The organism is Streptomyces purpurascens (genome assembly GCF_045040895.1).
Lineage (GTDB): Bacteria > Actinomycetota > Actinomycetes > Streptomycetales > Streptomycetaceae > Streptomyces > Streptomyces purpurascens.
Window position 1 is genome coordinate 3234460 of record NZ_CP108341.1, and the last position, 20425, is coordinate 3254884.

At 71.4% G+C, this 20425-nt stretch carries 20 protein-coding genes; 13 read left to right on the plus strand and 7 right to left on the minus strand.

The window, feature by feature from the left end; all coding sequences use genetic code 11:
• Positions 1–72 precede the first annotated feature (72 nt).
• The gene (locus tag OHU35_RS14695; RefSeq protein WP_189723621.1) at positions 73–795 is read left to right on the plus strand and encodes a hypothetical protein; all 723 of its coding nucleotides are present in this window, start codon (positions 73–75) and stop codon (positions 793–795) included.
• 108 nt (positions 796–903) lie between these two features.
• Here OHU35_RS14695 and OHU35_RS14700 read toward each other — a convergent pair whose 3' ends face one another.
• Positions 904–1503 carry a biotin transporter BioY gene (locus OHU35_RS14700; RefSeq protein WP_189723622.1) on the minus strand — a complete coding sequence of 200 codons (600 nt, stop codon included), beginning with the start codon at positions 1501–1503 and terminating at the stop codon, positions 904–906.
• A 403-nt stretch (positions 1504–1906) separates the two neighbouring features.
• On the opposite strand from OHU35_RS14700, the gene OHU35_RS14705 reads away from it, so the two are divergent.
• Positions 1907–3289 carry an amino acid permease gene (locus OHU35_RS14705; protein WP_405505534.1) on the plus strand — a complete coding sequence of 461 codons (1383 nt, stop codon included), beginning with the start codon at positions 1907–1909 and terminating at the stop codon, positions 3287–3289.
• Here OHU35_RS14705 and OHU35_RS14710 read toward each other — a convergent pair whose 3' ends face one another.
• On the minus strand, positions 3290–5482 hold the full coding sequence (locus OHU35_RS14710; protein ID WP_405505536.1) for a tetratricopeptide repeat protein: 2193 nt from the start codon (positions 5480–5482) through the stop codon (positions 3290–3292).
• Positions 5479–5898: a hypothetical protein gene (locus OHU35_RS14715; RefSeq protein ID WP_359894272.1), complete on the minus strand. Its 420-nt coding sequence runs from the start codon at positions 5896–5898 to the stop codon at positions 5479–5481. Before OHU35_RS14715 ends, OHU35_RS14710 begins: the two co-directional genes overlap by 4 nt.
• Positions 5899–6056: 158 nt before the next feature.
• On the opposite strand from OHU35_RS14715, the gene OHU35_RS14720 reads away from it, so the two are divergent.
• A complete protein-coding gene (locus tag OHU35_RS14720) occupies positions 6057–6704 on the plus strand; it encodes a superoxide dismutase (RefSeq protein WP_189723627.1) in 648 nt (215 codons plus the stop codon).
• A gap of 117 nt (positions 6705–6821) precedes the next feature.
• On the opposite strand, the gene OHU35_RS14725 is transcribed toward OHU35_RS14720, so the two are convergent.
• Genes OHU35_RS14725 through OHU35_RS14735 form a run of 3 tightly spaced genes read right to left on the minus strand, consistent with a single transcriptional unit; the run spans position 6822 to position 9694 of the window.
• On the minus strand, positions 6822–7598 hold the full coding sequence (locus OHU35_RS14725) for an SAM-dependent methyltransferase (protein ID WP_405505538.1): 777 nt from the start codon (positions 7596–7598) through the stop codon (positions 6822–6824).
• 12 nt (positions 7599–7610) lie between these two features.
• Positions 7611–8237 (minus strand): histidine phosphatase family protein, encoded by a 627-nt coding sequence (locus OHU35_RS14730; RefSeq protein ID WP_189723629.1) that lies wholly within the window; start codon positions 8235–8237, stop codon positions 7611–7613.
• On the minus strand, positions 8234–9694 hold the full coding sequence (locus tag OHU35_RS14735; protein ID WP_405505540.1) for an FGGY-family carbohydrate kinase: 1461 nt from the start codon (positions 9692–9694) through the stop codon (positions 8234–8236). The genes OHU35_RS14730 and OHU35_RS14735 overlap by 4 nt, the downstream gene beginning before the upstream one ends.
• Positions 9695–9850: 156 nt before the next feature.
• On the opposite strand from OHU35_RS14735, the gene OHU35_RS14740 reads away from it, so the two are divergent.
• The 10 genes from OHU35_RS14740 to OHU35_RS14785 are packed head-to-tail and all read left to right on the plus strand — an operon-like array spanning position 9851 to position 19716.
• Positions 9851–11272 (plus strand): sugar ABC transporter substrate-binding protein, encoded by a 1422-nt coding sequence (locus tag OHU35_RS14740; protein ID WP_189723632.1) that lies wholly within the window; start codon positions 9851–9853, stop codon positions 11270–11272.
• A 3-nt stretch (positions 11273–11275) separates the two neighbouring features.
• A complete protein-coding gene (locus OHU35_RS14745) occupies positions 11276–12160 on the plus strand; it encodes a carbohydrate ABC transporter permease (protein ID WP_189723633.1) in 885 nt (294 codons plus the stop codon).
• A complete protein-coding gene (locus tag OHU35_RS14750; RefSeq protein WP_189723635.1) occupies positions 12157–12981 on the plus strand; it encodes a carbohydrate ABC transporter permease in 825 nt (274 codons plus the stop codon). Before OHU35_RS14745 ends, OHU35_RS14750 begins: the two co-directional genes overlap by 4 nt.
• Positions 12978–14066, plus strand: a complete 1089-nt coding sequence (locus OHU35_RS14755; RefSeq protein ID WP_405505543.1) for an ABC transporter ATP-binding protein — start codon at positions 12978–12980, stop codon at positions 14064–14066. Before OHU35_RS14750 ends, OHU35_RS14755 begins: the two co-directional genes overlap by 4 nt.
• Positions 14063–14902 (plus strand): DeoR/GlpR family DNA-binding transcription regulator, encoded by an 840-nt coding sequence (locus OHU35_RS14760; protein WP_189723638.1) that lies wholly within the window; start codon positions 14063–14065, stop codon positions 14900–14902. The genes OHU35_RS14755 and OHU35_RS14760 overlap by 4 nt, the downstream gene beginning before the upstream one ends.
• Positions 14874–15968, plus strand: coding sequence for an ABC transporter ATP-binding protein (locus tag OHU35_RS14765; protein WP_189723639.1), 1095 nt, complete (start codon positions 14874–14876; stop codon positions 15966–15968). Before OHU35_RS14760 ends, OHU35_RS14765 begins: the two co-directional genes overlap by 29 nt.
• Complete coding sequence (locus OHU35_RS14770; RefSeq protein ID WP_359894257.1) at positions 15965–16996, plus strand: 2-hydroxyacid dehydrogenase; 1032 nt, start codon at positions 15965–15967, stop codon at positions 16994–16996. The genes OHU35_RS14765 and OHU35_RS14770 overlap by 4 nt, the downstream gene beginning before the upstream one ends.
• Positions 16997–17015: 19 nt before the next feature.
• Positions 17016–18440 (plus strand): FGGY family carbohydrate kinase, encoded by a 1425-nt coding sequence (locus tag OHU35_RS14775; RefSeq protein WP_405505546.1) that lies wholly within the window; start codon positions 17016–17018, stop codon positions 18438–18440.
• Positions 18441–18466: 26 nt separating this feature from the next.
• On the plus strand, positions 18467–19495 hold the full coding sequence (locus OHU35_RS14780; RefSeq protein WP_189723645.1) for a glycerophosphodiester phosphodiesterase family protein: 1029 nt from the start codon (positions 18467–18469) through the stop codon (positions 19493–19495).
• Positions 19495–19716, plus strand: a complete 222-nt coding sequence (locus OHU35_RS14785) for a hypothetical protein (RefSeq protein ID WP_189723647.1) — start codon at positions 19495–19497, stop codon at positions 19714–19716. Before OHU35_RS14780 ends, OHU35_RS14785 begins: the two co-directional genes overlap by 1 nt.
• Positions 19717–19719: 3 nt before the next feature.
• Here the strand turns inward: OHU35_RS14785 and OHU35_RS14790 are convergent, their stop codons facing one another.
• Positions 19720–20358 carry a DsbA family protein gene (locus OHU35_RS14790; RefSeq protein WP_189723649.1) on the minus strand — a complete coding sequence of 213 codons (639 nt, stop codon included), beginning with the start codon at positions 20356–20358 and terminating at the stop codon, positions 19720–19722.
• Positions 20359–20425: the final 67 nt, after the last annotated feature.

Here is a 20425-nt window from a genome sequence, read left to right on the forward strand (position 1 = left end):
GCGAAATCTTGTGGTACCTCTTTCAGTGCTGCGAATTCAGGCGCAGCCCAGGGGGACGCAAGGGGGGCGAACATGAGTTCTCGTCGTACGGCCGTGGTCGTGGGGCCGCTGGTCGCGGCATCATTCTCGGCGGTGCTGATCCTTTCCGGCACTGCCGGCGCGGAGGACGGAGGGCCCGCAAGCAGCAAGGGAGGAAAGGCAGTCGACGAAGCACCGGCCGGGGTGAAGCTCACCACGCTGCTGCCCGAGAAGATCTCGGTCGACAACGGTTCGAAAAAGACGGCGATTACCGCCACCGTGAAGAACGAGGGGAGCAAGGACAGCGGGAAGATCAGGCTGCTGGTCGTCGGTTTCGACGGGCTTGTGGTGAAGAACGTCGAGGGCTGTTCCGCGATACCCGAGAACGGCCTTCCGGAGGGTTCTAACAGCGGTTTCGCCTGCGCCGTCGACAATCTCGCGGCCGGTAAGTCGAAGTCCTATGCCGTCGACGCGACGTACGACCTGAGCAAGGCAGGAAAGATCTGCCTGCCCGTCCAGACCGGCGACGGGAAGAAGACGTTCTGGCAGCAGGGCCCGGTGCCGTTCGGCACGACCAACCCGTCGCCGGACGCCCCGGCCACGCCCCTGCTGCTCGGCACCGACAACAAGCCGGTGTCCCCGGGCGGCAAGGAGTTGGCGGAGACCGGTCCGGCACGTGATCTGCTGCCGCTGGGCGCGGCCGGGGCCTCGCTGCTCGCGGCGGGCGCGGCCGGAATGTGGTGGTCCAGGCGGCAGTCGGGGCCGCAGGCGGACTGAAACCCCGGCCTCGGGCGGTCTGAACCAGCCGCACAGCGCCACAACGCACGAGAGGCTCGCCGGGCTGAGGGAACACCCCCGGCGAGCCTCTCGTGCGCGACCGTCGCGTCAGCGCTTGTCGGCGAGCTTCCAGGCCGTCGGCAGCGCGCCCATCGCCAGGGCCGCCTTCAGCGCGTCGCCGATCAGGAACGGCGTGAGGCCGGCCGCGATCGCGGCGGTGGCGGACATGCCGGTGGCCAGGGCCAGGTAGGGCACGCCGATGGCGTAGATGATGACCTCGCCCACCAGCATCGTGCCCGCCATGCGCAGCATCGAGCGGTCGGCACCGCGGCGGGCCAGGGCGCCCACGACGGTGGCGGCGAGGATCATGCCGAGGATGTAGCCGAAGGAGGGGAGGATGCCCGAGGTGCCCTGCGCGAACCACGGCACGCCCGCGACGCCCGCCACGGCGTACAGCGCGAGCGCGAGGAGGCCGCGGCCGGCACCGAGGGACGTGCCGACGAGCAGCGCGGCGAAGGTCTGGCCGGTCACCGGCACCGGGGAGCCCGGCACGGGCACCGAGAGCTGGGCGGCGAGACCGGTGAGCGCGGCGCCGCCGAGCACGAGGGCCGCGTCCCGGACACGAGAAGAGGGGAGCAGGTCGGCGAGGACCTGTCCGCTCGAGCCCTTTCGAGAGTGGGGGAGGGCGGGGACGGCAGCGGTGCTCATGGGGACTCCGCGAGGGTGAGGGTCGGTCGGGACACGGTGACGCTATCCCAGCGCCCTCGCCCTGATCACCGTCAGCGCTCGACAAAGGGGCGAACGCGCGATTGGTTGGCTCCGGACAAAAGGTGGGCGTTACACCAAGCATGACGTGATGCCGGTCACGGTGGCAGCGAGGCTTCGGTCACGGACCCGGCGGAGAAGCGGACTGTAGGGTTTCGCCAAATAGCCGCCAGGACGGGTGCCCGTGGCTTCCGCGACGGGCGTCCACCCTCCGTTCCCGGGGCCTCACGGCGTGCGTTCCATGTGTCCGCATGCTGGACACCCCTCCCTCCCGGGCGAAGGGACCACCCAGACTGGCGGCGTTTTTGCCCTCTCTCGCCTCTCACGCATTGGACGAGCCGCGCCCATGCCCAGCACCACCACCGGGACGCCGCCCCGCACGGACGACGCCTCCCTCTCCCATGGCCTGAAGCAGCGCCACCTTTCGATGATCGCCCTCGGCGGGGTGATCGGCGCCGGTCTGTTCGTCGGCTCCGGCGCGGGCATCGCCGCGGCCGGTCCGTCGATCGTGGTCGCCTACGCCCTCTCCGGTCTCCTCGTGATGCTGGTGATGCGGATGCTCGGCGAGATGTCGGCCGCGTATCCCTCGTCGGGGTCGTTCTCGGCGCACGCGGAGCGGGCGATCGGCCCCTGGGCCGGGTTCACCGCCGGGTGGGCGTTCTGGGTCCTGCTCTGTACGGCCGTCGGCCTGGAGGGCATCGGGGCCGCGAAGATCGTCAGCGGCTGGCTGCCGGGCACCCCGGAGTGGGCGTGGGTGGCACTGTTCATGGTCGTCTTCTGCGGCACGAACCTCGCGGCCGTGAAGAACTTCGGCGAGTTCGAGTTCTGGTTCGCGGCCCTGAAGGTCGGCGCGATCACGCTGTTCCTGGCGCTCGGCGTCCTGGCGATCGCCGGCGTCCTGCCCGGCACGGACTCGCCGGGCGCGAGCCACCTCACCGACTTCATGCCGAACGGCGGTGAGGGCCTCGTCATCGGCCTGCTCGCCTCGGTCTTCGCCTACGGCGGCCTGGAGACGGTCACCATCGCGGCGGCCGAGTCGGAGAACCCCGTCAAGGGCGTGGCGAGCGCGGTCCGTACGGCGATGTGGCGCATCGCGCTGTTCTACGTCGGCTCGATGGCCGTCATCGTCACCCTGGTGCCGTGGGACTCCAAGGAGGTCGTCGAGAAGGGCCCGTACGTCGCCGCCCTGGACGAGCTGGGCATCCCCGGCGCCGGGCAGCTGATGAACGTGGTCGTGCTGGTGGCCCTGCTGTCCGCCATGAACGCCAACGTCTACGGCGCCTCGCGCATCGCCTACTCCCTGGTGGAGCGCGGCCAGGGCCCGAAGGTGCTGGGCCGGGTCTCGGGCGGGGTGCCGCGGATCGCCGTACTGGCGTCCTCCGTCTTCGGGTTCCTGTGCGTGCTGCTGAGCTACTGGCGGCCGAACGACGTCTTCGCCTGGCTGCTGAACATGATCGGCGCGGTGATCCTGGTCGTCTGGATCTTCATCGCCGTCTCGCAACTGCGGCTGCGCCGCCGGCTGGAGCGCGAGACGCCGGAGAAGCTCGTCGTACGGATGTGGGCGTTCCCGTGGCTGACCTGGATCGCCCTGGCCGGCATGGCCGCCGTCTTCGTCCTGATGGCCCGGGAGCCGGACACGCGGGTGCAGTTGTACTCGACGGGCGGGATGACGCTGGTGCTGGCGGCTGTCGGGTACGCGTGGCAGAAGGCGCGCGCCACCAAGGGCTGATCAGCCCCGGGCCTCGACCTGCCAGGTGGCGACCCAGGCCCGGTCGTGGGCGGCGAACGGGTGCTCGTGGCCGAGCACCCGCGCCCGGCGTTCGGACAACTCCTTCATGGTCCCGATGGCCTCGTCGATCCTTCCCAGGCCGTGGGCGATGCGGGCGGTGAGGGAGGTGGCCGACAAGGTGAGAGGATGCTCCGGGCCCTGGAGCCGGGTCCGGTCGGCCAGCACCCGGCGCGCCAGAGGTTCGGCCTCTTCGTGGCGGCCGAACTGGAACAGGCCACCGGCGTAGTCGTGCCGGGCCAGCACCGTCGTGGGATGGTCCGGGCCCAGGGCACGCTCGGCGGCCTCGATGAGCGCGGGGCCCTCCTCCGCGAACTCCCTTTCCTTGCCGAGCTGGGGCAGGAGCTCGATCAGCCCGCACCAGATGAACAGCGCCTCCGTGCTCTCCTCGCCCAGCACCCGCCGGTAGCCGTCGAGCGCCCGCCTGCCCCAGCTCTCGGCCTCCTCGTCCCGGTCGAGCAGGTCGAGCGACTGGGACAGCGCGGCACAGCTGTGGAGCGTGTCCACATCATCGGCACCGAGCAGAGTCTCCCGGCGTTCCAGCACCTCGCGGTGTGATGCCTCGGCCTCGGCGAACCGTCCCATCCGGAACAGCGCCGTGCCCCTCAGGTGCCGGGCGTCCAGGACCAGGCGGTGGTCAGCACCCAGGACGCCCCGGACGGATGCGACGACCGCGGGCGCGAGCGCCAGCGCCGCCGCGTAGTCCCCCGAGTCGTAGACCTGCCGCAGGACCCGCACCGCGAGAAACGCGGTCCGTTCGTCCGCGGCCACCGCGAGCAGTCTCGTCGCGTGCGGTGCCAGCAACGCGAGCTGGCTCCGGGTCTCGGGAGAGTCGGAGCCCTGGCCGGGCAACGCGGCCTCCAGGAGCGAGGCCGCCGCTTCTGCGACGATCGCCCGCCGGTCCTGCGGCACTCCCCCGGCCACGCTGTCGAGCAGCACCCCGTGGGCCCGGACGCAGCGCGCCCCGTCCACACTCACCAGCTCGGCCAGCGAGTGGTCGATCAGCCCCTTCAGCGCCGGCTCCAACCGCTCTGCCCGCAGGGCGGGTTCGAGTCCCACCAGCGTCACCTCACCGCGGGCCACCGGCACCAGCACGCTCAACGGCACGGGATCGGCGGCCAGGAACGACAGCAACCGCAACAGCGTCGTCGCCTCGGGAAGCCCTTGTTCCGCCAGCGCGTCCAGCGACAACTGCCAGGTCCGGCCGACCAGTTGACGGGACTGGCTGCCACCGTGCCCGGCCGCGCCCCGGTCGACGATCGCCGTCGACTCCTCACCGAGCTTGCGGTCGTACTCGTCCATGGACCACGACTCCAGAAGTTGGTGGGCGAGATGGGACCCGGCCAGCGTGAGCGCGAGCGGCAGACGCCCCAGGCGCTCGGCGACCTTCCGTGCGGACTCCAGGTCCCCCGCTTCCGGCGCCAGGTCGCGCAGCACCTGGGCAGCCTCCTCCAACGGCAGGACACCCAACGCGTGTCGGCGGACGCCCGGCCCCCGCCACAGCGGCGACGTGGCGTGCCGGGTCGTGACCAGCACGGTGCCGCGATCGCTGGACCGGAGCCACGCACCGCCCTCCAGGACCGCCGGGTCGTCGGCGTTGTCGAGGACGAGCAGCCAGGGGTCGGTGGAGTGGTCGAGATGGTGCCAGACCAGGTCGGCGGCAGCGCGCCGGCCCGCTGCCGCGGCGGCGAGCTCGCCGGCCTCCGCACCGCGGTCCCCCGCCACCGCCAGCATCCCGGCGCGCAGGGACATCAGCTCGGACGCGTTGACCCAGAAGCCGACGCGGCCGTGCTCGCGCACCGCCTCGTTGAACAGCCAGTGCGCCAAGGCGGTCTTGCCGCAGCCGCCCATGCCGTGCACGACGTGAACCTCCCCGCCGGGTCCGGCGACCGCCGCGCCAAGGGCCTCGCGGAGTTCTTCACGGTTGCGCAGGATGCCCGGCGCCCGGCCGACCAGCGGCATCCGCACGGAATCAGGAGCGGCCGGCCCGGACCCCGCCGGGGGCACGACCTGGCGTCCGAAGAGCGGTCCGCCGGCGCCGGCGTCGTAGTGATGGTGGTGTTCCTCGATGTACTGATCGCCGGAGGTCTGGAAGATCCGCCCCTGCCCCGAGGCCCGGGCGCCGAGTTCGCTCATCGCTCGGTGATGTGCTGGTCGCGTCCGGCCTGGTAGACCCGGCCGCTGCCGGAGACCTCGGCGCGCAGCCGGACGTCCACCGCCGTATGCGCCTGGGGGGACTCGGGGTTCAACTCGGCGAGGATCCGGCGGAGTTCGTCCGCGACCTCAGGCCGGGCCACCAGGAGCCGGCGCAGCCTCGCCTGCCATTCGGCGGTGAGTTCGGCCTCGGTGTCGGTGTCTCCCGACTCGCGGGCGAGAAGCAGATCCTCGCGGGTGGCCTCGAGTTCACCGCCCACGGTGTCGGCGCGGTCGGGCTGGAAGCGCTGCCACAGGGCGAGAACCCCCTCGCGGGTGGACTCCCAGGCCTGGGTGGCCATCAGCGTCACCATCGTCGTGCCCGCCGTCCTGGCGAGCTCGGCCATCTCCGGACCCACGGCATCCCCCTGTCGCGTACACACCGATGGTAGATCGCGTTCTCGGCCCTGCCGAACGCATTCACGCAACGCTTGCGACCCTCCCCCCTCCGCCGCCTTGATGCTGCTAGCCTGCACTTGCAAGCTAATTGCAATAAGAGGTTCGAAGGGGTCCCGCCTTGCCCGTCTACACGTTGCCCGAGCTGCCGTACGACTACTCCGCGCTCGCCCCCGTGATCAGCCCCGAGATCATCGAGCTGCATCACGACAAGCACCACGCGGCCTATGTGAAGGGTGCCAACGACACGCTGGAGCAGCTTGCGGAGGCGCGGGACAAGGAGACCTGGGGGTCGATCAACGGGCTGGAGAAGAACCTGGCCTTCCACCTCTCCGGGCACATCCTGCACAGCATCTACTGGCAGAACATGACCGGCCCGAAGGACGGGGGCGGGGAGCCGCTGGCCGCCGACGGGGTGGGGGAGCTCGCGGACGCGATCGCCGAGTCCTTCGGCTCCTACGCGAACTTCAAGGCGCAGCTGACCAAGGCCTCCGCGACCACACAGGGGTCCGGCTGGGGTGTGCTCGCCTACGAGCCGCTGAGCGGGCGGCTGATCGTGGAGCAGGTCTACGACCACCAGGGCAACGTCGGCCAGGGCGCCACCCCGATCCTCGTGTTCGACGCCTGGGAGCACGCCTTCTACCTGCAGTACCGCAACCAGAAGGTCGACTTCATCGAGGCGATGTGGCAGGTCGTCAACTGGCAGGACGTGGCCCGGCGTTACGAGGCCGCCAAGTCCCGCGCGGACGTGCTGCTGCTGGCGCCCTGACGGCGTGCCGTCGAGTCGTCCTGCCTCGTGATCGTCTTCTCACCCTTCACGGCGGCAGGCGGAAAGAAGGAAGCCCCCGCGAGGACCTGACTCGCGGGGGCTTTCCCGTGCGCGGGCCTACGGCTTGCGGCCCAGGCCGCCGTGCTGGCCGATCGGTTCCGCGGGAGCGCCCGGCTCGGGGTGCCACAGCGGTACCGAGACCACGCCGGGTTCCACCAGCTCCAGGCCCTCGAAGAATGCCTCGATCCGCTCGACCGGCCGCAGGAAGTAGGGGACCGCGCCGGTCTCGTTGTAGGCGTCCTGGGCCTGTTCGTAGGCCGGGTCGGTGCCGCGGGAGCCCTCGTTGAGGGAGAGGTAGCTGCCGGCGGGCAGGCCGGCCAGGAGGCGGCGGACGAGGTCGCGGGCCTGTTCGTAGTCGGCCACGTGGCCCAGGATGCCGCTGAGGATGAGCGCGGTGGGGCGGGTGAGGTCGAGCGTCTTGCCGGCGGCCTCGACGATGGCCTCCGGCTCGTAGAGGTCGATGGGCTCGTAGGCCGTCGCGCCCTCGGGCGTGGAGGTAAGCAGGGCGCGGGCGTGCGCGAGGACCAGGGGGTCGTTGTCGACGTAGACGACACGCGACTCGGGGGCGAGGCGCTGCGCCACCTCATGGGTGTTGTCGACGGTCGGCAGGCCGGTGCCGACGTCGAGGAACTGCCGTACGCCCGCCTCCTGGACGAGGTGGCGGATGGTGCGGCCGAGGAAGGCGCGGCTGCCGCGGGCGATGGTGACGATGCCGGGGAACACGGCGGTGTAGGCGTCACCGGCCGCCTCGTCCACCGGGTAGTTGTCCTTGCCGCCCAGCCAGTAGTTCCAGATCCGGGCCGAGTGCGGCACCGAGGTGTCGATCTGCGTCATGGGCCCATGGTGCTACGGCACATCGGCCTCGCAGGGCACATTGAGTGAGAGGAGTGCGGCGGAACCGTCGGAGTTCATGCGCAGTTCGCTGATCGCCGCGTTCCGCAACCGCGGGAGCACTCTGCGGTACTCCCGGGGCGGGATCGACAGCAGCGTGCACAGCACCAGCCGCAGCAGGGTGTTGTGGGCGACGACCAGGACGCGTCCGCCGGCGTGCTCGGCGGCGATGCGGCGCAGGGCGGTGGCACCGCGGGCCGCTGCAGCCGCCGGGTTCTCGGCGCCGGGGAAGGGATGGGCCACCGGGTCGGCGCGGAACGCCGCGGCCCACTCGGGGTCCTCGGCCTCGAACTCGGCGAGCGTCCGGCCCTCCACCACCCCGAAGTCGCATTCGACGAGGCCGGGTTCGCGCCGCGGCGTGAGGCCCAGGGCGCGGCAGGCGGGCTCGGCGGTGGCCCCGGCCCGGGACAGCGGGGACGTCCAGATCGCGTCGACGGGGTGGGCGGCGGCCCACCGGCCGAGGGCCTCGGCCTGGGCACGGCCGGTGTCGGTGAGGTCGATGTCGCTGACCCCGGCGTACCGGTTCTCGGCGTGCCAGACGGTCTGCCCGTGGCGGGCCAGCAGGAGAGTCGTGGTGGTCATGGCTTTCCGGGGTCCAGGTGCAGGCGGGTACGGGCGTCGTGCGCGACGGAGGGGGGCAGCCAGCCGCGTTCCTCCAGCGCGTCGACGAGGCGAGCGTACGGCTCCGCGAAGCGGGCGGTGCGCTCGGCGCGGGGTTCGAGCACCGTACGGACGCGGACCATGCGCTCGGCGACATCGGCGAGCACTCCGGCCCCCGACACCCCGTACGCCGCCAACGCCGCCATGCCCAGGGCCGGTTCCGTCTGCTCCGGGATGCGGGCCGGGCGGCCGAGGATGTCGGTGCGCAGCTGGTTCCAGTACGGGCTGCGGGCGCCGCCGCCCGTGAAGGTGAGCGGGCCGTCGAGGGGGGCGCCGAGGTGGTGCAGATAGTCCAGGCACAGGCGTTCCGCGAAGCCCACGCCCTGGAGCAGCGCGGCCCACAGCTCGGCGTCGTCGCCGGGGTCGCCGAGGACGAAGCCGGTGGCCTCGGGTGCCCGGAAGGGGAACCGCTCCCCCGGCGACACCAGCGGGTACGCCACCGCACGGGACGGCTCGAAGGCCGCCGCCCGCTCGTCCATGGCCGCCGGGTCGGCCTCCGGGAAGTGCGCGGCGAGCGCCCCGGCGCCCACGCTCGACGCCCCGCCGGGCAGCCAGGTGCCGTCGGGGGCGCGGTGGTTGTAGACCACGCCGGTGGGGTCCCGGACCGGGTCCCGGGCGGCTCCCTTGAGCACGAGCGTGGTGCCGAGCACCGAGTTCCAGGAGCCGGGCCGCAGCGCGCCCGAGGCGATCTGGGCCGCGCAGCCGTCGGTCATGCCGGCGAGCACCGGGGTGCCGGCGGGGATGCCGGTGGCTTCGGCGGCCTGCGCGCAGACCTCGCCGAGGCGGGTGCCCGGGCGTACGACGTCGGGCAACAGGCGGTCGGGGACGCCCAGTTGGGCCAGGGCGGCCTCCGGCCAGGCCTCCCGGCGCAGGTCGTAGCCCGTCTTGAGGGCGTGGCTGGAGTCGGCCGGGGGCGGTTCGCCGGTGAGGCGGGTGACGACCAGGTCGGGCTGGTGGGCGAGGCGCAGGCCGGGGCCGTACTCCCCCACCAGCCACAACGCCTTCGGCAGCGCCCAGGTGTCCTGCACCGCGATCCCCGCGTCCCGGGCCCGTGCCGCCTCCGCCGCCGCCCGCCCGTCGTCGTACATCAGCGCGGGGCTCACCGGTCGGCCCGAGCCGTCCGTGAGCAGGACCGTGCCGGACGTGCCGCACACCGCGAGTCCGCCGATCGGCGGGGCGGAGCCGAGTGCCGCCCGGGACGCCGTGCACAGCGCCTGCCACCAGCGCTCCGGGTCCTGTTCGTGCCGCACCCCCTCGCGCCGCCCGGCCAGCGGGGCCGAGCCGCTGCCGAGGACCGTGCCGTCCGCGGTGACGAGCAGCACGCGAACGCTCTGCGTGCCCAGGTCGACGCCCAGCCAGCCCGCACCCTCGTCCACCATCCGGAACCTCCCACGCCGTCGCAGCCGGATCTGTGAACTTCTCACTGTGCCCCGATATTTTCCCGTGCGCGAGGGATTGACGCCCAACTTCAGCCGTTCCACCCTCTGTTAACGAGTCGACTCGACGTGTTAACCAGGCTCCACGTGGAGGTACGGATGGACACGCACGTGCACGACCGCCGGCGCTTCCTCGCCCTGGCCGCCGGGGCTGCCGCGGCCCCGCTGCTTACGGCCTGCGGCTCCGGATTCGGCGGGAACGACAGCAAGAGCGACGGGTCAGCGGCGGACGACATCACCGGCTCCTTCGACTGGAAGCGGGAGAAGGGCACCACCGTCAAGGCGCTGCTGAACAAGCACCCGTACACGGACGCCCTGATAGCCGACCTGAAGTCCTTCACCGAGAAGACCGGCATCAAGGTCGAGTACGACGTCTTCCCCGAGGACAACTACTTCGACAAGCTCACCGTGGACCTGTCCAGCGGGCGTGCCTCCTACGACGTGTTCATGCTCGGCGCGTACATGGTGTGGCAGTACGGGCCGCCGAACTGGCTGGAGGACCTCGGGCCCTGGATGCGCAACTCCTCGGCGACGGGCTCCGAATGGGACCAGGGAGACTTCTTCCCGAACCTGCTCCAGGCCGACCAGTGGTCGCTGAAGGCGGGCGCGCCACTCGGCCAGGGCGGGCAGTACGCGCTGCCGTGGGGCTGGGAGACGAACGTCGTCGCCTACAACACCGAGGTCTTCAAGAAGCTCGGTGTGAAGCCCGCCGAGTCCTTCGACGAGCTGGCCGAACTCGCCGGGACCATCAAGCGCAAGGCGCCGGGCGCCGGTTTCGACGGGATGTACGGGATCGCCGTACGCGGATCCAGGAGCTGGGCCACCATCCACCCCGGCTTCATGACGATGTACGCCCGCAACGGTCTGAAGGACTTCACGGTCGACGGCGGGAAGCTCACTCCCGCCATGAACAGCCCCGAGGCCGTCGCCTTCACCGAGGACTGGGCCCGGATGGTCAAGCGGGGCGGGCCGCCGTCCTGGACGTCGTACACCTGGTACCAGTGCTCCAGCGACCTGGGCGCGAAGAAGGCCGGGATGCTGTTCGACGCCGACACGGCCGCCTACTTCCAGGCGGTGAAGGGGGCCAGTCCCGCCTCCGGGAAGATCGCCTTCCACCCGGGGCCGAAGGGGCCGGACGGGTCGCTGGCCACCAACATGTGGATCTGGTCGCTCGGCATGAACGCCAAGAGCAAGAAGAAGAGCGCCAGTTGGCTGTTCCTGCAGTGGGCGACCGGCAAGGAGCACCTGCGCAAGAGCGCGATCACGCACAACCACATCGACCCGGTGCGCAAGTCGGTCGCCGACGACGCCGCGTACAAGGACAAGATGCGGCATCTGCCGGGCTTCCTGGAGACCTTCGAGACGGTCGTCGACCAGACGAAGATCCAGTTCACCCCGCAGGCGCAGTTCTTCGACGCGACGACCAGCTGGGCGGCGGCCCTCCAGGAGATCTACGGCGGCGAGGGCGCGAAGTCGGTCCTGGACGGGCTGGCGGACGACCTCGCCGGCAAGGTGGGCTAGCCGATGGGGTGGCGGCTCACCCTGCGCCCGTACGTCCTGATCGTCCCCGCGCTGCTGCTGACCTGCGGGATCCTCTACCCCTTCGGACTCGGGCTGTACTACACGCTCTTCGACTTCTCGGCGAGCAAACCGCAGCCGGACATGGTGCGGTTCGAGAACTACACGACCGTCTTCACGCAGGAGGCCTTCTGGAACTCGGCGTGGGTGACGGTGCTGTACGCGGTCGGGGCGGCCCTCGTCGAGACCGTGCTCGGGGTGGCAGTCGCCCTGCTGCTGCACCGCTCGACCCTGCTGGGCCGGGTCCTGGAGAAGATCCTGATCCTGCCGCTGATGATCGCCCCGGTGATCGCGGCGATCATCTGGAAGCTGATGCTCCAGCCGTCGGTCGGGGTGGTCAACCACCTGCTGCGGCCCTTCGGCCTGGGCGGGGTGCAGTGGACCGACACCCCGACGGGCGCGCTGCTGTCGTCGATCGCCGTGGACGTGTGGGTGTACACGCCGTTCGTGGCGATCCTCGCCCTCGCCGGTCTGCGGTCGCTGCCCACCTCCCCGTTCGAGGCGGCGGCCGTGGACGGCGCGGGGTGGTGGTACACGTTCCGGCGGCTGACGCTGCCGATGCTGTGGCCGTATGTGCTGGTCGCGGTGATCTTCCGGTTCATGGACTCGCTGAAGGTGTTCGACATCATCTACGCCCTGACGGAGGGCGGGCCGGGTGACTCGACGGTGGTGCTCCAGATCCGGGCGTATCTCGAGGCCATCCGCTTCCAGCGGTACTCCTTCGGGATCAGCTACACGATCGTGCTGTGGGCCGTGGTGTATCTGGCCGCGATGGTGCTGGTGAAGCACCTGGGGAAGATCCAGCGGAAGGCCGCGGAGGTGACCACATGAGGAAACGCCTGGTGGGGTGGCTGTGCGACGCCGCCCTGATCCTCTACTTCGTCTTCGCGCTGTTCCCGATCGCCTGGATGGTGATCCTGTCACTGAAGCCGACCGACCAGCTCTTCTCCACCTACTTCTCCTTCTCCCCCACCCTCGACGGCTACCGGACGGTCCTCGGCGACAGCGAGGGCATCCCGTTCGTGCGGTTCTTCGTCAACAGCCTGGTGGTGTCGGTGGGGGCGGTCGCGCTGTCGCTGGTGGTGGGGCTGCCGGCGGCGTACGCCTCGGCGCGGTGGCGGTTCAAGGGCTCCGAGAACCTGATGTTCACGCTGCTGTCGTTCCGCTTCGCGCCCGAACTCACCGTGATCATCCCGCTGTTCGTGCTGTACCAGAAGCTCGGGCTGTTCGACACGTACGTCGGCATGGTGTGGGTGCTGCAACTGGTCACGCTGCCGCTGATCGTGTGGATCATGCGGTCCTACTTCGCCGATCTGACACCGGAGCTGGAACAGGCGGCCCTGCTGGACGGCTACACCCGCAAGCAGGCGTTCTTCCGCGTCGCCCTGCCGCTGGTCAAGCCGGGCATCGCGGCCGTGTCGCTGCTGGCCTTCATCTTCGCCTGGAACAACTTCGTCTTCCCGCTGATCCTCACCTCCAACGAGGCCCAGACGGTGACCGTGGGCGCGCTGTCCTTCCTCGGCGGGGACCGGCCCAAGTACAACCTGACGGCCGCCGCGGCACTCGTGTCCGTCGTACCGCCGCTGCTGCTGGCGCTGACGATCCAGCGGTATCTGGTGCGCGGTCTGTCGTTCGGGGCGGTGAAATCGTGATCACGCTGAGCGGGATACGGAAGGCGTACGGCAAGGCCGTCGCGCTCGACGAGCTCGAACTGGAGGTCAGGGAAGGCGAGTTCTTCTGTCTGCTGGGCCCGTCGGGGGCCGGCAAGACGACGACGCTCAAGACGATCGCCGGGCTCGAACAGCCCGACTCCGGCACGGTCGTGCTCGACGGCAAGGACATGCGGGGCGTGGAGCCGTACGACCGGGGCGTGGCCATGTGCTTCGAGAGCTACGCGCTCTACCCGCACCGCTCGGCCTACGACAACCTGGCCTCGCCACTGCGCTCCCCCCGGCACCGGCTGCCCGCCGCCGAGGCCCGGCAGCGCATCGGCGCGGTCGCCGAGCTGCTCGGCATCTCCGCCCTGCTGGACCGTCCGGTGGGCCAGTTGTCCAACGGCCAGCGGCAGCGGGTCGCCCTCGGGCGGGTGCTGGTGCGGCCGGCCCGGGCCTTTCTGCTCGACGAGCCGCTGTCCCACCTGGACGCCAAGCTGCGCCAGCAGATGCGGGCCGAGCTGAAGGCGATCGGGGCCGTGCAGCACACCACCACGCTGTACGTCACGCACGACTCCGTCGAGGCGCTGGCGCTCGGCGACCGGATCGGGGTCATCCGTCAGGGCCGGATCGTGCAGACGGGCACCCGGGAGGAGATCTGGTACACGCCGTACGACACGGAGGTCGCCCGGGCCTTCGGGCGGCCCCGGATCAATCTGCTGCCCGGGGTGGTGACGGAGAGCGGGGTGCGGGCGGACGGCGGGGTGGAGCTGCCGGTCCGGGCGTCGGCCGCGCCGGGCACGGACGTGCTGGTCGGTCTGCGGCCCCGGGACATCGCCCTGCACGGCGACGGGCACGAGCTCACCGGGACCGTGTACGTCACCGAGGTGCTCGGGCGGTCCGTCGAGGTCACCGTCCGGCTCGGGACCGGGGAGCAGCGGGTGTCGCTGGTGGCGCCCCGGGCGGACGCGGCACGCCTTCGTGCGGACGATCCCGTACGGCTCGCGGTCCGGCCTGAGAACCTGCTGCTGTTCGAGGCCGACCGGCCGGAGCGACCGGGACGACGGATAGAGACACGATCATGAGCAGCAGCAGTGGTGGACAGCAGGGGCCCGCGGCGCGGCAGGCCGCCATGGCCGAGCAGGTGCTGGCCGACGGCTCGGCGACGGCGGCGGAGCTGGCCGAGCGGTTCGGGGTGAGCCTGATGACCATCCACCGCGACCTCGACGAGCTCGAACGGCAGGGCATCGTCCGGAAGTCCCGGGGCGGGGTGACCGCGCAGCCGTCGGGGGTCTTCGAGTCGAACGTGCAGTACCGGCTGAAGACCATGCGGGCAGAGAAGGCCGCCGTCGCCGACCGGGCGCTGCGGATGGTGGAGCCCGGCATGGCGATCCTGCTGGACGACTCCACGTCCACCCTGGAGATAGCCAGGCGGCTGCGCACGGGCGAGGTCACGCCGCTGACGGTCGTCACCAACTTCCTGGAGGCGATCAACCTGCTGTCCGACCAGCGGGGCATTCACCTGATGGCGCTCGGCGGCGACTACGACCCGCTGCACTCCTCCTTCCTGGGGGTGTCCTGCGTGGAGGCGGTCGAGCAGCTGCGCGTGGACGTGTGCTTCGCGTCGACGTCGGCCGTGCACGGGGGTTACGCCTACCACCAGGAGCAGCACATCGTGTCCGTGAAGCGGGCGATGCTCGACGCGGCGGCACGGAACGTCCTGCTGATCGACCACACCAAGCTCGGCCGGGTCGCCCTGCACCGGGTCGTCCCGCTGTCCCGCTTCGACACGCTCCTGGTGGACGACGGGGCGTCGTCGGAGGCACTGCGGGATCTGGACGAGCACAAGGTCCGTTACGAGGTTTGCCCGACGCCCGGAAAAGGGGACGGCCATGACGGGAACCGGACTGGAGCTACGTGAACTCCGCAAGACGTACCGGTCGCGGGGGCGGCCTTCGGTGGATGCCGTTCGCGGGATCGACCTGAGCCTGCGTTCCGGGGAACTGCTCGGGCTGCTCGGGCCCTCGGGGTGCGGCAAGTCGACGACCCTGCGCATGATCGCCGGGCTGGAGTCGGTGACCGGCGGGGACATCCTGGTCGGCGGGGACTCGGTGGTCGAACGGCCTGCCCAGCAGCGGAACATCGGGGTCGCGTTCGAGAACTACGCGCTGTATCCGCCGCTGTCGGTCGCGGAGAACCTGGCGTTCGGGCTCAAGGCGCGCAAGAAGGCCGCCCGCGGTTCCCGGGGTGACGTCGACCGCAAGGTGAAGGAGATCGCCGAGCGGGTGGGCCTGACCGACCTCCTCGGTGCCCGCCCGGCCGGGCTGTCCAGTGGCCAGAAGCAGCGCGTCTCCCTGGCCCGGGCCCTGATCCGCGAACCGGACGTGCTGCTCCTCGACGAGCCGCTGTCCCATCTGGACGCGGCCCAGCGCGACACCACCCGCCGTGAACTCAAGCGCATCCAGAAGGATCTGGGCCACACCACGATCCTGGTCACCCACGACCAGGAGGAGGCCCTCTCGCTCGCCGACCGGATCGCCGTGATGAAGGACGGCGTGATCCAGCAACTCGGCACGCCGTACGAGATCTACGACAGCCCGGCCAACCTGTTCGTCGCGGACTTCGTCGGCGAGCCCGCGATCACCCTGCTGCCCGGCATCGCCACCGGCGACGGCGAGGCCCGCCTCTCCGGCTCGGTGCGGATCGCGCTGCCCGTGCCGGTGGAGCAGGGGCGGGAGGTCGTGGTCGGGATCCGCCCGGAGGACGTGTCGCTCACCGCCGAAGGCGGCCTGCCCGCCCGGGTCGTCGCGCACGAACCGCTCCTGGAGTCGGGCCTGGCGACCCTCGCCCTCGACGGGGTCGAACGGAATCTGGTCGTCCTCACCGACCCCGAGGTACGGCTCGCCCACGACGAGCGGGTCCGGGTCGCCGCCGACCCCCAGCACACCCATGTCTTCGACGCCGAGACGGGAGATGCCCTGCGATGACTGACGGAAACAGCGTGCGTGTCGTGGCCGCCGGTGACCACTTCGTTCTGCCGTCGCTGATCACACGGGCGGTGGAGCGCGAGGTGGAGCGGGCCGAGGTGACCGAGCTCGAACTGGGCTGGCCGCTGGAGCCGTTCGGGCCGGTCGCCGAGGTGCAGGAGGCCAGTGACGCCGAGGACGAGATGATCGAGGCGCTGGCCGGGGCGGAGGTCCTGGTCACGCAGATGGGCCCGGTCACCGAGCGCGTGCTCGCCGCCTGCCCGGATCTGAGGCTGGTCGTGGTGTGCCGGGGCGGGCCGGTGAACGTCAACCTGGACGCGGCCAAGAACCGTGATGTGCGGGTGTGCTTCGCGCCGGGCCGCAACGCCGCCGCCACGGCCGAGTTCACCGTCGGCCTGATGCTGTCGGCCCTGCGCCGCATCCCGCAGGCCCACGACCCGCTGGCCCGGCAGGGCAGCTGGGAGGGCGCGACGTACTACACGTACGAGCAGAGCGGTCTGGAGCTGGAGGACCTGCCCGTCGGGCTGGTCGGATACGGGGCCGTCGGCAGCCGGGTCGCGCGGGTGCTGTGCGCGTTCGGGGCGCGGGTGCTGGTGTACGACCCGTATGTGCACGGGGAGATCCACGGCCTGCGCGTGGCCTCGCTCGACGAACTCCTGCGCGGCTCCCAGGTGATCACCCTGCACGCCCGGCTCACCCCCGAGACCCGGGGGTTGATCGGTGCCCGGGAGCTGGGGCTGCTGCCGCCCGGCGCGGTGGTGGTGAACGTGGCCCGGGGCCCTCTGCTGGACGAGGGCGCGCTGTGCGACGCGCTGGAGAGCGGACAGCTGTCGGCGGCGGCGCTCGACACGTACGAGCGGGAGCCGCTGCCGGCGGAGTCCCGGCTGCTGGGGCTGGGTGACCGTGTCGTGCTGACCCCGCATCTGGGCGGGGCGTCGCGCGCGGTGGCGGAGAAGGCCGCGCGGATCGCCGCCGAAGAGGTGGGCCGCTGGGTGCGCGGGGAGCCGCTCGCGCACTGCCTGACCTGAGGACCGGGAGGAGAGCCGCATGTACGTCGGTATCGATGTGGGCACGTCCATGGTCAAGGCGGCGGCCTTCGACGCGGCGGGCCGCCAACTGGCCGTGGAATCCCGGTCGGTGGCCCTTTCGCTGCACGGCGGGGTCGTCGAGCAGGACATGGAGGAGGTGTACGGGGCGGTCGTCGAGGTGCTCGGCGCGCTGACCGCCGCCGTGGCGGAGCCGGTCGAGCTGGCCGGGCTCACCGGGCAGGGCGACGGGGTGTGGCTGGTCGACGGCGAGGGGCGTCCCGTGCGGCCGGCGGCCTCCTGGATGGACGGGCGGGCGCACGAACTGGTCGACCGGTGGCTGGCCGACGGCACGTTCGAGACGGTGTTCCGGCGGACGGGGAGCGCGATGTTCCCCGGCTGTCCGGGGCCGCTGCTGGCCTGGCTGGACAGCAACGAACCGAAGGCGCTGGATGCCGCGAAGGCAGCCCTGTACTGCAAGGACATGGTGTTCCAGCGGCTGACGGGGGCCGGTCCGACGACGGATGTGTCGGACGCCTCGATGCCCTTCCTGGACCCGCGGACGCGGTCGTACGACAACCGGGTCGTCGAGCTGCTGGGGCTGACGCACCGGCGGGGTCTGCTCGCCCCGGTCAGCGACCCCGTCGCGACGGCCGAGGCGTGGGGCGAGGGCCTGCCGTCCGGCACCCGGATCGCGAACGGCCCGTACGATCTGCCGGCCTGCGCGCTGGGCGCCGGGGTGACGTCCCCCGGCGACGGTCTGCTGATCGTCGGCACCTGTCTGGCCAGCCTGGTCGCCACGACCGAGCTGGACCTCACCGGCGAGCCGGCGGGCCTGTACATCTCCACGGACCGGCCCGGCCACTGGCTGCGCGCCATGCCCGCGATGGTGGGCACGGCGGCGCTGGACTGGGTGCTGTCGACGACGGGGGTGCGGCACGACGAGGTGGACGGCCTGCTGGCCGAGACCCCGCCGGGCGCGAACGGCGTCCGGGTGCTGCCGTACTTCGCGCCCTCCGGTGAACGCGCCCCCTTCGTGGAGCCACGGCTGCGGGCCGAACTCCTCGGTGTCTCCCTGGAGTCGAACCGGGGCGATCTGGTCCGCGCGACCTGCGAGGGCATCGGGTACGCGGCCCGGCACTGTCTGGAGGCGGCGGGCCTCGACGGGAACCTGGCCGTCTGCGGCGGCGGCACCCGCAGCCCCGCCTGGATGCGGCTGCTCGCCGATGTGCTCGGCCGGCCCCTGCGGGTCGTCGAGGGCGAGGTGGGCGCGCGGGGCGCGGTCCTGGCGGCGGCCGAGCGGTACGGGGTGCCGCTGGAGGCGGAGGTGTGGACGCGGCCGACGGAGGTCGTCGAGCCGGATCCGGGGCGGGCCGCGTTCTACACGCGGGGCTACGAGGAGCACCTGGGCCGGCTCGCCGAGGCACGGGCCCGCGCGAGGACCTGAACACCCTTACGACGAGAGGGACTTGGATGCACCTGAGACGCCGATCTCTCCTGCTCGCGGCCGCCGCCACGCCGACGGTCGCGGCCGTACCCGCACACGCTGCACCCGCCGAGCGGCGCCCGGTGGTCATCGGCCATCGCGGCGCGGCCGGCTGGCGCCCCGAGCACACGGCCGCCTCGTACACCTACGCCGTGCAGACGGGCGCGGACTGGATCGAACCGGACCTGGTGCCGACGAAGGACCATGTGCTCGTCGTCCGGCACGAGAACGAGATCTCCCAGACGACCGACGTGGCCGCCCATCCCGAGTTCGCGGACCGCCGTACGACGAAGACGGTCGACGGCCGTGCCGTGACGGGATGGTTCACGGAGGACTTCACCCTCGCCGAGCTGAAGACGCTGCGAGCGGTGGAGCGGCTGCCGCAGGTCCGCAACCGCAACACGGTCTTCGACGGCCGTGAGGAGGTGATGACCTTCCAGGAGGTCGTGGAGCTGGCGCGGCGGCTGTCGCGGACGCACGGCCGGACGATCGCCGTCTTCCCGGAGACCAAGCACCCGACGTACTTCCGGTCCATCGGGCTGCCGTTGGAGCCGAAGCTCGCGGCCGCGATCCGCCGCAACCGGCTCGGCCGGCGCGAGTGCGTCGTGCAGTCCTTCGAGCCGACGAGCCTCAAGCGCATGACGGGCCTGGGTGTGCCGCTGTGGCAGGCGCTGGGGACGACGGGCGGGCCGTACGACCTGCCCGGGAGGACCTACAAGGAGATGATGACGCCGGCGGGGCTGGCGGAGATCGCGGAGTACGCGGACTGGATCGGTCCTGACAAGTCGTCGGTCGCCGCCACTTCCCTCGTCGCGGACGCGCACGCGGCGGGGCTGCGGATCGGGCCGTACACCTTCCGCGCGGAGAACCAGTTCCTGCCGGCAGAGTTCCGGCGCGGGAGCGGAGCGAACGATTTCGGGGACGCGTTCGCCGAATACGCGCTGTACTACCGCTTGGGAGTCGACGCGGTGGTGACCGACTTCCCTGACCTGGCGGTGATGGCTAGGAGGGGTTGATGTTCTTCAAGGACAAGCACTGCCCGACCTGTGGCGGCAGCGGCACGCAGGTGTTCACGCAGCTCAAGCCCGAGGAGAGGAAGGCGCTCGGGACGCACCGCACGGACCTGTGGCGCTGCACCGCTCCGGGCTGCCGGTGGTATCAGCCCTGGGGTCATACGGGCGGCGGGGGACGGCTCCCGGAGGAACTGCAGAACCCGGGAGCCGACGCCGCGGAGTGAGCCCTACAGGTTGGAGAAGTCAGGACCCTTGGTGCGCGTGCGCTTGATCTCGTAGAAGCCGGGGACCGAGGCCACCGCGAGGGTGCCGTCCCAGAGGCGGCCGGCCTCGTCGCCCAGCGGGGTGGGCGTGACGACCGGGCCGAAGAAGGCGATCTGCTCGCCGTCGGAGCCGGGCACGGCGATGACCGGGGTGCCGACCTCCTGGCCGACCTTGTCGATGCCCTCCTTGTGGGAGGCGCGCAGCTCGGCCTCGTAGGGGGTGGAGTCCCAGTGCTCGATGAGGGACGCGGGCAGGCCGGCGTCCTTCAGGGCGGCGGCGACGATCTCCTTGCCGGGGCCCCCGCCCTGGTTGTGGATGCGGGTGCCGAGGGCGGTGTAGAAGTCGCCGAGGACCTCGGCGCCGTGCTCCTGCTGGGCGGCTATGACGACCCGGACGGGGCCCCACGCCTTGGTCTCCAGCAGCTCGCGGTACTCCTGGGGCAGGTCGTCGAGCTTGTCCTCGTTGAGGACGGCGAGGCTCATGACGTGCCAGCGCACCTCGATGTCCCTGACCTTCTCGACCTCCAGCACCCAACGGGAGGTCATCCATGCCCAGGGGCACAGCGGGTCGAACCAGAAGTCGACGGGGGTCTTGTCCGACATGTCTCTCCTCATGAGGAAACCGTTTCCTCCGGGAACGCCGGTGCTCGCTCCGGTCATTCCCGGCCCC

Excerpts from the sequence above, each read along its gene's own strand:
- OHU35_RS14745 (WP_189723633.1), top strand. The coding sequence starts at position 11,276 with ATGGGGTGGCGGCTCACCCTGCGCCCGTACGTCCTGATCGTCCCCGCG.
- OHU35_RS14700 (WP_189723622.1), bottom strand. The coding sequence starts at position 1,503 with ATGAGCACCGCTGCCGTCCCCGCCCTCCCCCACTCTCGAAAGGGCTCG.
- OHU35_RS14770 (WP_359894257.1), top strand. The coding sequence starts at position 15,965 with ATGACTGACGGAAACAGCGTGCGTGTCGTGGCCGCCGGTGACCACTTC.
- OHU35_RS14725 (WP_405505538.1), bottom strand. The coding sequence starts at position 7,598 with ATGACGCAGATCGACACCTCGGTGCCGCACTCGGCCCGGATCTGGAAC.
- OHU35_RS14780 (WP_189723645.1), top strand. The coding sequence starts at position 18,467 with ATGCACCTGAGACGCCGATCTCTCCTGCTCGCGGCCGCCGCCACGCCG.
- OHU35_RS14790 (WP_189723649.1), bottom strand. The coding sequence starts at position 20,358 with ATGTCGGACAAGACCCCCGTCGACTTCTGGTTCGACCCGCTGTGCCCC.
- OHU35_RS14735 (WP_405505540.1), bottom strand. The coding sequence starts at position 9,694 with ATGGTGGACGAGGGTGCGGGCTGGCTGGGCGTCGACCTGGGCACGCAG.
- OHU35_RS14730 (WP_189723629.1), bottom strand. The coding sequence starts at position 8,237 with ATGACCACCACGACTCTCCTGCTGGCCCGCCACGGGCAGACCGTCTGG.
- OHU35_RS14710 (WP_405505536.1), bottom strand. The coding sequence starts at position 5,482 with ATGAGCGAACTCGGCGCCCGGGCCTCGGGGCAGGGGCGGATCTTCCAG.
- OHU35_RS14775 (WP_405505546.1), top strand. The coding sequence starts at position 17,016 with ATGTACGTCGGTATCGATGTGGGCACGTCCATGGTCAAGGCGGCGGCC.
- OHU35_RS14765 (WP_189723639.1), top strand. The coding sequence starts at position 14,874 with ATGACGGGAACCGGACTGGAGCTACGTGAACTCCGCAAGACGTACCGG.
- OHU35_RS14760 (WP_189723638.1), top strand. The coding sequence starts at position 14,063 with ATGAGCAGCAGCAGTGGTGGACAGCAGGGGCCCGCGGCGCGGCAGGCC.
- OHU35_RS14785 (WP_189723647.1), top strand. The coding sequence starts at position 19,495 with ATGTTCTTCAAGGACAAGCACTGCCCGACCTGTGGCGGCAGCGGCACG.
- OHU35_RS14705 (WP_405505534.1), top strand. The coding sequence starts at position 1,907 with ATGCCCAGCACCACCACCGGGACGCCGCCCCGCACGGACGACGCCTCC.
- OHU35_RS14740 (WP_189723632.1), top strand. The coding sequence starts at position 9,851 with ATGGACACGCACGTGCACGACCGCCGGCGCTTCCTCGCCCTGGCCGCC.
- OHU35_RS14695 (WP_189723621.1), top strand. The coding sequence starts at position 73 with ATGAGTTCTCGTCGTACGGCCGTGGTCGTGGGGCCGCTGGTCGCGGCA.
- OHU35_RS14750 (WP_189723635.1), top strand. The coding sequence starts at position 12,157 with ATGAGGAAACGCCTGGTGGGGTGGCTGTGCGACGCCGCCCTGATCCTC.